The 15949-nt window shown below is 71.2% G+C and carries 12 protein-coding genes; 6 read left to right on the top strand and 6 right to left on the bottom strand.

All coding sequences use genetic code 11. The annotated features are described in order from the left end of the window. The first annotated feature begins 150 nt into the window (after positions 1-150). From ABD810_RS09970 to ABD810_RS09960, 3 genes are read left to right on the top strand one after another with little or no spacing between them, the layout of a single operon-like run. Complete coding sequence (locus ABD810_RS09970; RefSeq protein WP_344937108.1) at positions 151-1371, top strand: ABC transporter substrate-binding protein; 1221 nt, start codon at positions 151-153, stop codon at positions 1369-1371. Between the two features lie 17 nt (positions 1372-1388). Continuing rightward, the gene (locus ABD810_RS09965) at positions 1389-2354 is read left to right on the top strand and encodes a carbohydrate ABC transporter permease (protein ID WP_344937106.1); all 966 of its coding nucleotides are present in this window, start codon (positions 1389-1391) and stop codon (positions 2352-2354) included. Further along, the gene (locus tag ABD810_RS09960) at positions 2351-3190 is read left to right on the top strand and encodes a carbohydrate ABC transporter permease (RefSeq protein ID WP_344937103.1); all 840 of its coding nucleotides are present in this window, start codon (positions 2351-2353) and stop codon (positions 3188-3190) included. Before ABD810_RS09965 ends, ABD810_RS09960 begins: the two co-directional genes overlap by 4 nt. An 8-nt stretch (positions 3191-3198) precedes the next feature. Here ABD810_RS09960 and ABD810_RS09955 read toward each other — a convergent pair whose 3' ends face one another. After that, positions 3199-4200, bottom strand: a complete 1002-nt coding sequence (locus tag ABD810_RS09955; RefSeq protein ID WP_344937101.1) for a hydroxyacid dehydrogenase — start codon at positions 4198-4200, stop codon at positions 3199-3201. A gap of 266 nt (positions 4201-4466) precedes the next feature. Here ABD810_RS09955 and ABD810_RS09950 point away from each other — a divergent pair, with 266 nt between their 5' ends. From ABD810_RS09950 to gdhA, 3 genes are all read left to right on the top strand, one after another. Then, positions 4467-6350 carry a DUF2264 domain-containing protein gene (locus ABD810_RS09950; RefSeq protein ID WP_344937098.1) on the top strand — a complete coding sequence of 628 codons (1884 nt, stop codon included), beginning with the start codon at positions 4467-4469 and terminating at the stop codon, positions 6348-6350. Between the two features lie 161 nt (positions 6351-6511). After that, entirely contained in the window at positions 6512-7720 is a 1209-nt protein-coding gene (locus ABD810_RS09945) for a monooxygenase (RefSeq protein WP_344937096.1), read from the top strand. A gap of 225 nt (positions 7721-7945) precedes the next feature. Further along, entirely contained in the window at positions 7946-9289 is a 1344-nt protein-coding gene (gene gdhA, locus ABD810_RS09940) for an NADP-specific glutamate dehydrogenase (RefSeq protein WP_344937094.1), read from the top strand. A gap of 63 nt (positions 9290-9352) precedes the next feature. Here the strand turns inward: gdhA and ABD810_RS09935 are convergent, their stop codons facing one another. The 5 genes from ABD810_RS09935 to hutU all read right to left on the bottom strand — a co-directional run bounded on the left by ABD810_RS09935 (position 9353) and on the right by hutU (position 15902). After that, the gene (locus ABD810_RS09935; RefSeq protein ID WP_344937091.1) at positions 9353-10111 is read right to left on the bottom strand and encodes an SRPBCC family protein; all 759 of its coding nucleotides are present in this window, start codon (positions 10109-10111) and stop codon (positions 9353-9355) included. A 297-nt stretch (positions 10112-10408) separates the two neighbouring features. Next, on the bottom strand, positions 10409-11587 hold the full coding sequence (gene hutI, locus ABD810_RS09930) for an imidazolonepropionase (protein WP_344937089.1): 1179 nt from the start codon (positions 11585-11587) through the stop codon (positions 10409-10411). Between the two features lie 39 nt (positions 11588-11626). Next, positions 11627-12964, bottom strand: coding sequence for a formimidoylglutamate deiminase (locus tag ABD810_RS09925; protein WP_344937087.1), 1338 nt, complete (start codon positions 12962-12964; stop codon positions 11627-11629). Further along, a complete protein-coding gene (locus tag ABD810_RS09920; protein ID WP_344937084.1) occupies positions 12955-14235 on the bottom strand; it encodes an allantoate amidohydrolase in 1281 nt (426 codons plus the stop codon). Before ABD810_RS09920 ends, ABD810_RS09925 begins: the two co-directional genes overlap by 10 nt. After that, on the bottom strand, positions 14232-15902 hold the full coding sequence (gene hutU / locus ABD810_RS09915) for a urocanate hydratase (RefSeq protein WP_344937080.1): 1671 nt from the start codon (positions 15900-15902) through the stop codon (positions 14232-14234). The genes ABD810_RS09920 and hutU overlap by 4 nt, the downstream gene beginning before the upstream one ends. Positions 15903-15949: the final 47 nt, after the last annotated feature.

Below are 15949 nucleotides of genomic sequence, written 5' to 3'. Positions count from 1 at the left end.
GTTCAGCGACCGAAGGAACCTGCCGATACCCGGCTTCCACCCGGGCCGACGTGGCCTGATCACCGTGTTACCAAAGCGTTTCTCAGAAGGACTGACCTTATTTCGACACTTAGATTATCTTCTGTGAAACCCCCCGTTGAGGAGAGCGAAATGATCAGGAGAGTGACAGGGACGGCCGCCGCGATGGCGCTGCTCGCCGGACTCACCGCGTGCGGCGGTGGCTCCGAGGGAGCCGCGGCGACCACCACGCTGACCTACTGGATGTTCCAGGACCGCACGCCACAGGCCGGTGAAGTGGTCGAGAAGCTACGCACGGACTTCGAGAAGGCGAACAAGGGCGTCAGCGTCAAGATCGTCAAGATTCCGAAGGACGACTACAACACCAAGCTGGGCAGTGCCGTGGCCAGCGGGTCCGTCCCGGACGCCGGGGTGCTCGACCAGCCGCTCGTCGCGCGCTACGCGCTCGACGGCACGATCAAGGAGATGCCCGCAGGCACGGTCGACGAGAAGGCGCTGTACGCCGGCGCCCTCGACACCAACCGTGTTGACGACAAGCTCTACGGCGTGCCGCTGGACCACACCACGGTCGGGCTCTTCTACAACAAGAAGCTCGTCCCGACGCCGCCCAAGACCTGGGACGAGCTGAAGCAGATGGCGGCGCAGATCCACCAGAAGGACCCGAAGGTCGCGGGCATGGTGGTGCCGAAGGGCGACGGCTACGGCGGCTGGATGTGGCCGGGCTTCGTGGCCGGCGCCGGCGGCGAGATGGCGGACATGAAGAACAAGAAGATCCTCTTCGACCAGCCGCCCGCCGTCGAGGCGCTGCAGCTGTGGGTCGACCTGCTCAAGTCCTCGCCGAGGGAGATCACCGACTCCGACAAGCCGTTCGAGAACGGCCTGGCCGGCATGATGATCTCCGGCCCCTGGGACGTGGCCAACATCAAGGACCAGTTCCCCGACCTGGAGTTCAACGTCGCGCCGCTGCCGTACAAGACCGAGCCGGCCGGCAACATCGGCGGCGAGAACGCCGTGGTGTTCACCAAGGGCAAGAACGCCGACCTTGCCTGGAAGTGGCTGGCCTACCTGACCAACGCCGACAACAACACCAAACTGGCCCAGGCGCTTGGCGGCTTCCCGACCAACATCGCCGCCGCCGAGAGGGACGCGGCGACGTTCGGGACCGAGCAGGCCGCCTTCCTCGAACAGCTCAAGGTCGCCCAGGCCCGCCCGGCCGTGCCGCAGTGGATCCAGATCAACGACGAGATCATCGCCCCCGCGATCGAGTCGGCGCTCAGCGGCAAGGCCACCGCCCAGCAGGCCCTGACCGGCGCGGCGGAGAAGACGCGCGTCCTGCTCGGCTGGACCGGCTGACCGAAAGGCAGGCAAGCGTGGCAACTCCAGTGGTGGCCGACAGGCCCACTGTGACGCCCCGGCCCGGGCGGCGCCGCCGCCCGGGGTTCGGGGGGAGCGATCGCGTCATCGGCTGGCTCCTGATCGCTCCCGCGATGGTGTACTTCATCGTCTTCCTGCTCTATCCGGCGCTCGCCGCCCTGTACTACAGCTTCACCGACTGGAACCTGCGCTCCGCGCCGAACTGGGTCGGGCTGACCAACTACACCGACCTGCTGTTCGACGACGCCAAGTACCCGCACTTCTGGCAGTCGGTGAAGGTCACCCTGCAGTACACGCTGATCGCGGTGCCCCTGACCATGGGCACCGCGCTGTGTCAGGCCCTGCTGCTCAACGCCATCCGCAGGGGGTCCAACCTCTTCAGGCTGCTGCTCTTCCTGCCCGTGGTCACCGCGGAGACGGCCGTCGGCGCGATCTGGCGCTGGCTCTACGATCCGCAGTACGGACTGATCAACGTCTTCCTCGGGCTGGTCGGCATCCCGCGGCAGAACTGGCTCAACACCCCCGAGCTGGTCATCCCCGCCCTGGCGTTCATCGCGGCGTGGCAGTGCGGCATCTCGATGATCATCTACTTGGCCGGGCTCAAGGGCATCCCCTCCTCGATCCGCGAGGCGGCGATCATCGACGGAGCGGGTCCGGTCCAGCGGTTCTGGAAGGTCGTGGTCCCGATGCTGAGACCCACGACGTTCTACCTGCTGGTGACCGGAGTGATCGCGGCGCTGCAGGTGTTCGGCCTGGTCTACGTCATCTTCTCCGGCGGTGGCGGCAGGAGCGTCACCGGCGGGCCCGAGCAGTCGGGACTGACCTACGTCCTGCACCTGTACCTGTTCGCCTTCCGCTACGACGCGATGGGCGCGGCCTGCGCGATGTCGTTCATCCTGCTCACCTTCATCATGATCATCACCGCGCTCCAGTTCAGGTTCGTCAAGCAGGAGGTGTCGTGAGCAAGCTACGGCTCTCCCCCATCTACGTCACGCTGGTGCTGCTGGTGCTGGTGTCGGTCGTCCCGTTCGCGTGGATGCTGGCCACCTCGTTCAAGCACGGCCCGGATGTGTACACCAAGGTGCCCAGCCTGCTCCCGCTCGATCGCAAGACCGGCGAGTGGTCCCCCACGCTGGACAACTACGAGCACGTCATCCAGATCGGCGGGCTCGGCCGGGCGTTCCTCAACAGCGTGTGGGTCTGCCTGATCCTCGTGCCGGCCAAGCTCCTGATCGACGCGCTGGCGGCCTACGCCTTCGCCCGCATCCCGTTCCCCGGCAGGGACAAGCTGTTCGCCGTGCTCCTGGCGGGCATGATGGTGCCGACGATCACCCTGCTGGTGCCGCGCATCCACATCACCCAGTCGCTCGGCATGTTCGACTCCGGATGGGGCCTGATCCTGCCGAACGTGGCCTCGGTGCTGGACATCTTCCTGCTCCGCCAGTTCTTCCTGTCGCTGCCGACCGAGCTGGAGGAGGCGGCGCTCATCGACGGCGCCGGACGGATGCGGATCTTCTGGAGGATCGTGCTGCCGCTGTCGAAGCCGGTGCTCGCGGTCGTCACGATCACCAGCTTCATCTTCCACTGGAACGACCTGGTGTGGCCGCTGGTCGTGCTCAACGACCCCGAGCTGTACACGCTGCCGCTCGCCCTGCAGCAGCTGGCGAGCAGCGAGTCCGGGCGCGCCTACTACATCATGGCGGGCGCCGCGCTGGCCGTCATCCCGGTGATCATCGTGCTGATGGTGTTCCAGCGGCGGATCATGGACGGGATCGCGTTCAGCGGCCTGAAGAGCTGACCCCACGTTCAGGCGGTGATGGACAGCGTCTCCAGGTCGACCCGGTGCAGCAGCGGCTCACCGGCGGCGAGCCGGAGCACCTCGTCGGCGGCGGCGGCGCCGAGCCTGGCCACCTCGTTGCCGAGGGACCCGGCGAGGTGGGGCGTGAGCACGACGTTGGGCAGCTCCCACAGCGGTGAGTCCGCCGGGGGCACCTCGGGCTCTGTCACGTCCAGCACCGCCGACAGCCGCCCGGTGACCAGTTCGGCGATCAGCGCGTCCTGGTCGACCAGCGACCCGCGGGCGGTGTTGATGAGGGTCGCGCCGTCGCGCATCGCCGCGAGCCGCCCCGCGGTGACCATGCCGCGGGTCCGCGGCGTAGCGGGTGCGTGCACGGAGACGACGTCGCTCAGCGCGAAGATCTGGTCCAGCCCGACGAGCCGCGCCCCCAGGGAGGCGGCCGTCCCCGCGTCGACGTGGGGATCGGCCAGCAGCGGCTCCAGGTCGAAGGGACGGAGCAGTTCGAGTACCCTTCTGCCGATCCGTGACGCCCCGATCACCCCGACGACCCTGCCGTGGTTGCCGACGTCGTGGCCGCGCCGTAGCAGCGCGAGGTCCTCGCGCCGCGCGTGGTACTCCCGGGCGAGGGCGGGGACGGCCTTGTTGGCCAGCAGGATCATCGCGAGGGTGTACTCGGCCACCGGGACGGCGTTGGCCGCCGCGGCGGAGCTGACCTGGATGCCGCGGGCGAACACGGCGGGCGGCAGGTGCCCCTTCACGGTGCCCGCGGCGTGGACGACGGCCCGCAGGCGTGGGGCGTCCGCCAGGGCCTGCTCGTCGAGCGGCGGGCTGCCCCAGCAGGTGAGCAGGATCGTGGCCCGCCGCAGGCGTTCCCTGGCTTCGGGCGAGCGGAACTCGGTGAGCGGCGAGGCGAGATCGACGCGGGCGGCCGTGCGAAGGCGCGTGGCCACGGCGGGGGCGAACAGCCGGCCCGGAAGCTCGGGGTACATGGCCAGCTCCACGACCGTCATCGGGCCGCCCCCACCGTGCCGGTCCCACCGAGGACCTTCCTGTCGCGCCGCTTTCCCGGTGATGGGCTCACGTACCTCCTGGTATGCACAGTCATGAGCGGGATTCTAAGCTTGAAATTACCTCTGAAACCAGATCACCCCATGGCGACCCGTCCGATGCCGCACCCCTTTTATAAAGATCTTAAACTAAGCATTGACAAGATCGGGAGCGGCGGGCCAGTCTCGGTCGGAAGCCAAAGTCGATGTCACCGAGGGAGAGCCACCGGATGGAGTGGATCCGGCCGGGCGTGCCGCGCGACCGCGAGGACCTGCGCCGGCTCGTACGCGACCCGCGCGACCGCGAGGACCTGCGCCGGCTCGTACGCGAGCTGACCGAGCCGCTGATCCCCCATTTCCGCTCCGGCGGGGCCCGGCCGCGCATCGGCGGCAACGCCGCGCACTACTCCGACGCCGCCGCCGAGCTCGAGACGTTCGCCCGCCCGCTGTGGGGGCTGGCGCCGCTCGGCGCGGGCGGGGGCTCGTTCGACCACTGGGAGCTCTGGCGCCGAGGGCTGGCGCGGGGCACCGACCCCGGGCACGAGGAGTTCTGGGGTTCGGTGACCGACATCGACCAGCGGCTGGTGGAGACCGCCGCCATCGGCCTGGCGCTCGCGCTGGTCCCCGAGGCGGTCTGGGACCCACTGAGCGGCAGGGAGCGCGACAACCTGAGGGCATGGCTGCTCCACGCGATCGCCGCCGAGCCCGCGGACAACAACTGGCGGTTCTTCCCGGTCCTGGTGGGACTCGGCCTCGACCGCGTCGGCGTCGCCTACGACCCGGCGCCCAACGCCGCCCGCCTCGACCGGCTGGAGTCCTTCGCCCTCGGGCGCGGCTGGTACAGCGACGGCCCCACCGCCCAGCGGGACTACTACATCCCCTTCGCGATGCACTACTACGGGCTGGTCTACGCGGCGCTCGCCGGGGAACGCGACCCCGCCCGGACCGGGCGGTTCCGCGAGCGCGCGGCAGAGTTCGCGCTCGACTTCCAGCACTGGTTCGCCTCGGACGGAGCGGCCGTGCCCTTCGGCCGGAGCCTGACCTACCGGTTCGCCCAGGGCGCCTTCTGGGGCGCGCTGGCGTTCGCGAACGTCGAGGCCCTGCCCTGGGGCACGGTGAAGGGCCACCTGATGCGCCATCTGCGCTGGTGGCTGCGGCGGCCGATCCGGGACGCCTCCGGGCTGCTCACCTTGGGCTATGGATACGCCCAGCCCTCGCTCGCCGAGCAGTACAACGGTCCCGGCTCTCCGTACTGGGCGCTCAAGGCCTTCCTGCCCCTGGCGGTGCCCGCCGGCCATCCCTTCTGGGCATCGGAGGAACAGGCCGCACCGCCCCTGCCCGAGGTCAGCGACCAGCCCGAGGCGGGCGTGGCGCTGATGCGCTGCGAGGAGGGACGCCAGGTCGTCATGCTGAGCGCGCGGCAGCACCACACCTGGGTGCGCAACGGGGCGGCGAAGTACGCCAAGTTCGCCTACTCCACCTCCTTCGGATTCAGCGTGCCGACCGGGCCGTGGGGGCTGGAGCAGGGCGCGCTGGACAGCACCCTGGCGCTCAGCGAGGACGGGATCCACTGGCGGCCGTGCGAGGTGCCGCGGGACTCCACGGTCAGCGACGGGCTCCTCCACCTGCGGTGGACGCCCTGGACGGACGTGGAGGTGGAGACCTGGCTGCTCGCGTGCCCGCCCTGGCACATCCGGGTGCACCGCCTCACCACGCAGCGGCACCTGCAGTCGGCGGAGGGCGGGTTCGCGGTGGACCGCGACGAGCCCTTCCACCGTGTGGACACCGGTCCCGGACGCGCCCGGGTGGACTCCCCCGCGGGCGCGTGCCTGGTCGACGACCTCGCCGGGGCCAGGACCGGACGGCTCGTCCAGGCCCTGCCCGGCACCAACGTCATGGCGCCGCGCACGGTGATCCCCACGTTGGTGGACGCGCACGCGCCGGGCGAGCACCGACTCGCCTGCGCGGTGCTGGGCGTGGCCGAGGCGCGGCCGGCCGCGGGCTGGCCCGCGGCTCCCACCTTGGAAGCGGTCACGGAGGTGCTCACCCGCCACCGGGCCCCCGAGGCCGCCCGGCTGCTCACGACGCTCCGGAGCACACCCCCGGTCGTATGAGGACGGCAGCGTCTCAGCCGGAGGGAGGAGCGTTCTCGGTCTTACGGCCGATGGTCCGACGTCCCCACAGCGAGGAGTCTGGAGAGCGGGAAGAGTCCCGGATCGCGTCCCCGAACCACGTCGCGGCTCGGGAGAGCAGAGGCGAACACCTGGGGGCGGTCATGGAGCGAACGGTCCGTACGAAGCGGTGGCCAGGAGGGGCGGCTCTCGTCCTGGCGGTGGGCCTGCTGGTCGCGTCATGTTCGGGAGGCGGGGATCCGGCGCCCAAGAACCCGAGCGCGGCGGCCGCCACCGCCACGCACGGCGGCCACGGAAAACCGTTCCAGGCGCCTCCGGCCGCGCCTTTACGGGCCTCCGAACGGTTCGTCGACCTCAAGCTGGCCCAGCCGTACACCCCGGCGGCGCCCTCGGGCGGGACCGACGAGTACCGCTGTTTCCTGGTCGATCCCAAACTGGCCGATCGGGCCTTCCTCACCGGCAGCCAGTTCCTGCCGCAGAACACCGCGCTGGTCCACCATGCGATCATCTTCCGGATCGGCCTTGACCAGGCGAAGGAGGCCGAGAAGCTCGACGCCGGCACGCCGGGTGAGGGGTGGACCTGCTTCGGCGACGCCGGGGTCGACGACGGCGCGTGGGTCGGCCACTGGGCGCCCGGAGCAAACGAGACGCTGCTGTCCGCGAAGGTCGGCTACCCGATGCCGGCCGGCAGCCGGCTGATCGTGCAGGTGCACTACAACCTGCTCGCGACCGGGGGCAAGCCCGGCGGCAGCGACCGGTCGGGGATCCGGTTGCGGCTCACCGACGGCAAGGCCGATCTCGCCGCGCTGGACACCGCGCAACTCGTGGCGCCGATCGAACTGCCCTGCGCGACGGACGAGTCCGGCCCGCTGTGCGACCGTGAGGCCGCGGTGAAAGACGTCGCCGGCCGTTTCGGGAAGCAGGCCGAGAACACCGTGACGCAGCTCAACCAGTTCTGCAACGACGCCAGGCCTCCCGTCCCCGGACCCACCCAGCACTGCGACCAGCCCGCCCGCCAGGCGGGCACGGTGTACGCCGTCGCCGGGCACATGCACCTGCTCGGACGCTCGATCAAGGTGGAGCTCAACCCCGGCACGTCCCGGGCGCGAACGCTGCTCGACATCCCCACCTACGACTTCGACGAGCAGGCCATCCGCCCTCTGGCCAAGCCGGTCAAGATCAAGGCCACTGACGTGGTGCGGGTGACCTGCACGCACGACGCCGGTCTGCGCAAACTCCTGCCCGCTCTGCACGGCACCCCACCGCGCTACGTCGTCTGGGGCGAGGGGACCAGCGACGAGATGTGCCTCGGGCTGCTCGTCTGGACTCCCCGGCCGCCGGTGGAAGGCTGAGGCCTACCGCCCCACGTCGCGGCGCGTCAGGTCCTCCGGGTCCTCCCGGCGGACCTGTCGTGCGGGGATCCCGGGAGAACTGACGCGTTCTTGACGGCGACGGTTCAGGCCGGCCGTGCCGCCGTCCACCGGGTGAGGGCGCGAGGGCGAAGGTACCGAACGCGACCGCGTCGAGACCCTAGGGTGGTCTCAGGGGTGCGACCCCTGAGACCGAGGGGATAGTTGATGCTGCACGCGAAGCTGGCGTCGATCTACGACAACGTCCTGCACCGCAATCCGGGCGAGGCCGAGTTCCACCAGGCCGTCCTGGAGGTGCTCGAAAGCATCGGACCGGTCCTGGGCAAGCACCCCGAGTACGCGGAATCCAAGATCATCGAACGGATCTGCGAGCCGGAGCGGCAGATCATCTTCCGGGTGCCCTGGGAGGACGACCGCGGCGAGGTGCACATCAACCGGGGCTTCCGGGTCGAGTTCAACAGCGCCCTCGGCCCGTACAAGGGCGGGCTCCGCTTCCACCCGTCGGTCTACCTGGGCATCGTCAAGTTCCTCGGCTTCGAGCAGATCTTCAAGAACAGCCTGACCGGGCTGCCGATCGGCGGCGGAAAGGGCGGCTCCGACTTCGACCCCAAGGGACGTTCCTCCCGCGAGGTCATGCGTTTCTGCCAGAGCTTCATGACCGAGCTCTACCGCCACATCGGCGAGCACACCGACGTGCCCGCAGGGGACATCGGCGTCGGGCAGCGTGAGATCGGCTACCTGTTCGGGCAGTACAAGCGCGTCACCAACCGCTACGAGTCCGGAGTGATCACCGGCAAGGGCCTGAGCTACGGTGGCGCGCAGGTGCGGACCGAGGCCACGGGGTACGGCTGCGCGTTCTTCGTCGACGAGATGCTGCGGGCGCGCGGCACCTCGTTCGACGGCAGGCGCGTGGCGGTCTCGGGATCGGGCAACGTCGCCGTCTACACCGCCGAGAAGGTTCAGCAGCTCGGCGGCATCGTGGTCGCCTGCTCCGACTCCTCCGGGTACGTCCTCGACGAGAAGGGCATCGACCTCGATCTGCTCAAGCAGATCAAACAGGTCGAGCGCGGCCGGCTCGACGTCTACGCCGCGCGGCGGGGCACCGAAGCCGTCTTCGTGCCCGGCCGCAGCGTGTGGGAGGTGTCGTGCGAGGTCGCGATGCCGTCCGCCACCCAGAACGAGATCAGCGCCGCCGACGCCGAGTCGCTCGTCCGGTCGGGATGCATCGCGGTGGCGGAGGGCGCCAACATGCCGACCACGCCGGGCGCCATCCGGGTGTTCCAGGACGCCGGCGTGTCCTTCGGGCCCGGCAAGGCCGCCAACGCGGGAGGCGTGGCCACCAGCGCGCTGGAGATGCAGCAGAACGCCAGCCGCGACTCGTGGACCTTCGAGTTCTCCGAACAGCGCCTGCGCGACATCATGGCGGACATCCACGACCGCTGCCTGCTGACCGCCGACGAATACGGCATGCCGGGGAACTACGTCGCGGGCGCGAACATCGACGGATTCAAGCGCGTCGCCGACGCCATGCTCTCCCTGGGCCTGATCTGACGACCATCCCGGGAAGGGAGCGGGCCTCCCTCCCCGGGCTCCGGCCTTGCCGGCCGTGGCACGCTACGCGGGCGGTGTTCCGGGGTCGATGACGTCGTCGTCCGGGACGACGCGATGACGCTCCCACCACGCCGTCCAGCGCGACTCCACCTTGGTGAACGCCGGGTCGTCCAGACCGTAGGTGGTCAGCACGGCCAGCACGCCGCCCTCGGGTCGGTGCGCCGCGTGGGGCTGCTGCGCGAGGACGGCCAGGCCGTCGCCGAACTGCTCCACCGTGAGCAGGAGCTGGTAGGGCGAGCTCGCCCACACCTGCCCGCTCAGCTCGCCACCGGCCGCCGTCTCGGCCTTGTACGGCGAGCCGGGCGGCAGCGTGGCGACCTCCCGGAGGCCCAGCGCGTCGACCAGGACGCCGGGCTCCTCCAGCGTGCCCTCGATGAAGACCGTCCGCCGCTCGGCGAGGCCATGACGCTCCAGGCCGAAACGGAGCTGGTGGAGGAAGGTGTACCAGCCCTCGGTGATGTCGTCGTAGTAGGCGTCCCACTCGGGGAAGGTGCCGATCGGCGCGCGGGTCAGGCGTACCACCGTGCCCTCCCCGCTGCTGTGGAGGCTGAACCGGTCGCTCCCGCCGACCTCCAGCACATGGGCGGTGGCGTCCTCGGTGACTCCGGTGAGGTAGATGCTCTGGACCTCCTCGTCCAGCCCGTCGAAGTCCCATCCGTGCCAGCGGCGGATGAGCCGGGGATCACGCAGTGCCTGCCAGACGGTCTCGACGGGCGCCGCGATCGTGACTTCGATGCGGGGGCCTTCACCGGAATCTGCCATGGCCGTCCTCCTGATTGTGGTTCTGTGGTTCGCTTCGATCGTCGGGTCGGGGAGAGGGGTGACCGGCTCCTATGACGCGGTAGAGACGGCCCCCCTCGGCGGCGGTGTGCATGCGGGTGACGTCCCGGACCGTGGAGGAGGCGACGGCGACCAGGCGATTGACCGATTGGCGGTCGGCCGCGCGTGTGCTCGGACGCGAGCGCCCAGTCTTCAATAGACAAATAAAACTGTCAATTGGGAACGATCACCGGGCTTCCGGGACTGGTCCGGGCGAGGCGCTGACGGACCTGGGCATCATCAGGTGACGACGAGCTCGCCGTTCTTCCACACGCGCGCGATCAGGGGCACGCCTGGCCGGTACGACAGGTGGACATGCGACGGAGCGTTCAGCAGGACGATGTCGGCGCGGGCTCCGGGGGCCAGATGGCCGATGTCGGTGCGGCGCAGGGCGCGGGCGCCACCCAGAGTCGCGGCCCACACGGCCTCGGCCGGGGTCAGGTTCATGTCGCGTACCGCCAGCGCGACGCAGAACGGGATGTTGGTGGTGTAGCTCGACCCGGGATTGCAGTCGGCGGCCAGCGCGACGGTCGCGCCGGCGTCGATCAGGCGGCGCGCGTCCGGGTACGTGGATCGGGTGGAGAACTCCGCGCCGGGCAGCAGCGTGGCCACCGTGTCCCCGGACGCCAGCGCCTCGACGTCGGAGTCGCTGAGATGCGTCACGTGGTCCGCCGACGCCGCGCCGAGCTCCACCGCGATCGCCACACCCGGGCCTGGCTGGAGCTGGCCGGCGTGCACCCGTGGCACCAGGCCTCGCCGCTTCCCCTCCGCCAGGATCGCCCTGGTCTGGTCTCCGTCGAAGGCGCCACGGTCGCAGAAGACGTCGATCCACTTGGCGTACGGGGCGCACGCGTCGAGCATCGGACCCCGCACCAGGTCGACGTAGGCGTCCGGGTCGCCCGCGTATTCCGGCGGGACCACGTGGGCGCCGAGGTAGGTCACCTCGTCGGTGTGCTCGGCGGCGAGGCGCAGGCTCCGGGCCTCGTCCCCGACCGTGAGGCCGTACCCCGACTTGCACTCGATCGTGGTCGTCCCCGACCGGAGGGCCTCGGCGACCAGGCGGCGGACGTTCGCCCGCAGCGCGTCGTCGGTCGCCTCACGCGTGGCGGCGACGGTCGTGCGGATGCCACCGGCGGTGTAGGGACGGCCGGACATCCTGGCCTCGAACTCCGCCGTACGGTCGCCGGCGAACACCAGGTGCGCGTGGCTGTCCACGAATCCGGGGATGACGGCGCGTCCGCCGGCGTCGAACCGGTCTCTTGCCGCCCCTTCGGGGACCTTCGACCGCGGCCCCGCCCAGGCCACCCGGCCGTCCGCCAGGACGAGCGCCGCGTCGGCCACCAGCCCGAGCGCCCCCTCGCCGAGCGCCGGGTCGTTGGTGACCAGGGAGCCGATGTTGTCGATGAGAACAGAACCCATGTCAGCTCCGGCGATGCGATGGATTGTGCGGTGGGGAGCTCATGTCAGCTCCCCGATGGCGGTGGCGAGGGCCGCGGGGACGTCGTCGATCAGCCGGTGGCGGCCCTCCGTGACGATGTGGTGGCCGGCCACGATCACCTCACGCACGTCGGCGCCCGTGGCGGCGAACACCAGTGACTCGACCAGGCAGTCCGCGGGCGCGCCTGCCATCCGTACCGAGTCGAGGGTGACGGTGACCAGGTCGGCGGGGGCGCCCACCTCGATCCGGCCCGCCTCCGGCCAGCCGAGCGAGGCGTGGCCGTCCGAGGTGGCCGCCCGCAGCAGGTCGGCCGCGAGCCAGTGTCCCCGGTGGCGGCTCGCCAGCCGTTCGTCCAGCTCCACGCCGCGCGCCTCCTCGAAGAGGTCGACGACGGCGTTGCTGTCGCTGCCGAGCGACAGCGGCGAGCCGGCGTCCGCCAGCGTGCGCGCCGGCCCGATCCCGTCGGCGAGATCGCGCTCGGTGGTGGGACACATGCACACGCCGGTGCGTGACCCTCCGAGCAGGGCGATGTCGTGGGGGGTGAGGTGGGTGGCGTGCACCGCCGAGGACAGCGGGCCCAGCGCGCCGTGCTCGGCCAGCAGCTCCGCCGGGGTGCGCCCGTAGGCGGACAGGCACGCCTCGTTCTCGGCGACCTGCTCGGACAGGTGGAAGTGCAGCGGTACGCCGCGCTCGCGTGCCCAGCCGCTCACCGTGCCGATCTCCTCGAAGGGCACGGCCCGGACGGAGTGGACGGCCGCGCCGACCCGGGTGTGCTCGCCGCCCTTGAGGCCCGCGGCCCTGTCCGCCCAGGCGGCGGCGTCCCCGTCGCCGAAGCGCAGCTGGGGGCCTTCGAGTGGCATTCCGAAGCCTCCCCGCAGGTAGCAGGTGTCGAGCAGGGTGATGCGGATCCCGGCCTCCGCCGCGGCGGCGAGCAGCGCCTCGCCCATGGCGTTGGGCGAGGCGTAGCGCCGTCCCCCGGCGTCGTGGTGGACATAGTGGAACTCCCCGACGCAGGTCACCCCGGCGAGCGCCATCTCGGCGTAGGCGGCCCTGGCCAGCGCGTGGTAGGTGTCCGGGGTGAGGCGGGCGGCGACGTCGTACATCTGGCGGCGCCAGGTCCAGAACGTGCCGCGCTCGCGCTGGGTGCGCCCGCGCAGTGCCCGGTGGAAAGCGTGCGAATGGGCGTTGGCGAGCCCGGGCACGGTGATCCCGCGCAGGTGGACCGCCCCCGGCGGCGGCGCGGGCACCTCCTGGCGTACGGACGTGACGCGCCCGTCCGCGACCTCGATGACGACCCCGCGGGCCGTCCCGTCCCCGCCCAGCCACGCGTGATCGGCGTAGAAGACGCTCACCGGCATGCCAGGTCCTCCAGCACCGCCGCGAGGGCGGTGATCCCGGTGACGCAGTCGTCGGGGGTGGCGTGTTCGGCCGGGCTGTGGCTGACCCCGGTGGGGTTGCGGACGAACAGCATGGCGGTCGGCACGGCGGCCGACAGGATGCCCGCGTCATGACCCGCCCCGGTGGGCAGTGCGGGGACGCCGCCGAGGGTGGCCGCGATCCGGTCGCGCAACTCGACGCCGAACTCCACCACGGGGCTGGAGGACTCGGCCACCACCTCGACCCGCACGCCGTGCCCTGCGGCCGCGGCTTCTGCGGCGGCGGTGATCTCGCCCACCATCTTGCCCACCGTGGCCGCATCGGGAGCCCGGCCGTCGAGCCAGGCGTCGACCCGGGAGGGGATCGCGTTGGTGCCGTTGGGATGGACGCGTACCTTGCCGAACGTCGCGAGCGCCCCCATCTCGCCCGCGACCTGCCTGGCGGCCAGGACCGCCGAGGCGAACGGCAGCATGGGGTCACGCCGGTCCGCGAGCCGGGTGGTCCCCGCGTGGTCGGCCTCGCCGTGGAACGTGCAGCGCCACCGGCCGTGCGGCCAGATGGCGCTCGCCACGCCGATCGGCGCGTCCAGGCCGACGAGCCCCCGGCCCTGCTCGATGTGGAGCTCGACGAAGGTCCCGATGCGGGCGAGTGCCTCCTCGTCGCGGCCGAGCGCGCCGGGGTCGGCGCCCGCCGCCAGCATCGCCTCGGCGAGGGTCACCCCGTCGCCGTCGCGCAGGGCACGGGCGTCGTCCGGGGCGAGGATCCCGGTGAGCAGGCGGCTGCCGACGCAGGCCACGCCGAAGCGGGCACCCTCCTCGTCGGCGAAGTTGACCACCGCGATGGGCCGCGACGGGACGGCCCCCCGCTCGCGCAACTCGTCGACGGCGAGGAACGCGGACACCACGCCGAGCGGGCCGTCGAAGGCGCCGCCACCGGGCACGCTGTCCAGATGGCTCCCGGTGACCACGGCCCCGGGAGCGGGGGTGCCCCACCACGCCCACTGGTTGCCGTTGCGGTCCCGCTCGTACGCCATGCCACGCAGCGCCGCCTGCTCCTGGAACCAGCCGCGCAGGGCCAGGTCGACCGGCGTCCAGGCGAACCGGTGGTACCCGGCCGCCCCTTCGCCGCCGATCGCCGCCAGGGCGTCCCACGTGCGCCGGAAACGAGCGGCGAGCGGGTCCGGGTGATCGGGCGCGCCGTCCGGGACGGGCCGCGGCCTTCCGGCCGGGCTCGGTGCGGGGTGGTCTGTCATCGAGTTTCCCCGGTCGCCATCGGGATCGGCACACCGCGCTCGCCGGCGACCTCGGTGGCCCTGTCGTAGCCCGCGTCGACGTGCCTGATGACGCCCATACCCGGGTCGTTGGTCAGGACACGTTCCAGCTTCTGGGCCGCCAGCTCCGTGCCGTCGGCCACGGCGACCTGGCCGGCGTGGATGGAACGTCCGATGCCGACGCCGCCACCGTGGTGGATCGACACCCAGGACGCTCCCGAGGCGACGTTGACCATGGCGTTCAGCAGCGGCCAGTCGGCGATGGCGTCGGAGCCGTCGAGCATCGCCTCGGTCTCGCGGTACGGCGAGGCGACCGATCCGCAGTCGAGGTGGTCGCGGCCGATGACCAGCGGGGCACGCAGCTCGCCCGAGGCCACCATCTCGTTGAACCGCAGGCCGGCCTTGTCGCGCTCGCCGTACCCCAGCCAGCAGATCCGGGCCGGCAGCCCCTGGAAGGCCACCCGCTCCCCCGCCAGCTTGATCCAGCGGGCCAGCGACTCGTTCTCCGGGAACAGGTCCAGCATCGCCCGGTCGGTCGCGGCGATGTCGCGGGCGTCGCCCGACAGCGCCGCCCAGCGGAACGGGCCCTTCCCCTCGCAGAACAGCGGGCGGATGTAGGCGGGCACGAAGCCGGGGAAGTCGAAGGCGCGCGTGTATCCGGCCAGCCGGGCCTCGCCGCGGATCGAGTTGCCGTAGTCGAAGACCTCCGATCCCCGGTCCATGAAGCCGACCATCGCCTCCACGTGCCGGGCCATCGCCTCCCGCGCACGCAGGGTGAAACCGGCCGGGTCCTTCTCCGCCTCGGCGCGCATGTCCTCGAAGGCCATGCCGAGCGGCAGGTACGACAGCGGGTCGTGCGCGGAGGTCTGGTCGGTGACGATGTCGATCGGGGCGTCCATCGCCAGCAGCCTCGGCAGCACGTCGGCGGCGTTGCCGAGCAGCCCGATCGAGAGCGGGCGGCGGGCGTCCCTGGCCTCCACCGCCAGCCGCAGCGCGTCGTCGAGATCCTTGGCCTCGACGTCGAGGTAGCGGTGCTCGATCCGGCGGGCGATGCGCGAGGGGTCGCACTCGACGCAGATCGCGACACCGTCGTTCATGGTGACGGCCATCGGCTGTGCGCCGCCCATGCCGCCGAGCCCGGCGGTCAGCGTGATCGTCCCCGCGAGGGTGCCGCCGAACCGCTTGGCCGCGACCGCCGAGAAGGTCTCGTAGGTGCCCTGCAGGATGCCCTGGGTGCCGATGTAGATCCACGAGCCGGCGGTCATCTGGCCGTACATGGTGAGCCCCGCCGCCTCAAGGCGCCGGAACTCCTCCCAGTTCGCCCAGTCGGGGACCAGGTTGGAGTTGGCGATCAGCACGCGGGGCGCCCACTCGTGGGTGCGCATCACGCCGACGGGCCGGCCGGACTGCACCAGCAGGGTCTCGTCCTGCTTCAGCTCCCGCAGCGTGCGGGCGATGGCGTCGAACGACGGCCAGTCGCGTGCCGCCTTGCCCGTCCCCCCGTACACGACGAGCTTGTCGGGATGCTCGGCCACCTCCGGGTCGAGGTTGTTGTGCAGCATCCGGTAGGCGGCCTCCTGCTGCCATCCCTGGCAGGAAAGATCCTGTCCCCGGGGAGAGCGGATTGTCCGCCGGACGTCGTCACTCATCGCTGATCTTCTCCTTGCTCGGCCGCCATGCCCTTCGGGCCGGCGGC

Origin of the sequence: Sphaerisporangium flaviroseum (assembly GCF_039537005.1) — a bacterium.
Lineage (GTDB): Bacteria > Actinomycetota > Actinomycetes > Streptosporangiales > Streptosporangiaceae > Sphaerisporangium > Sphaerisporangium flaviroseum.
Note: the sequence above shows the minus strand (reverse complement) of the source record. Positions and strands in the feature narration are given on the sequence as shown.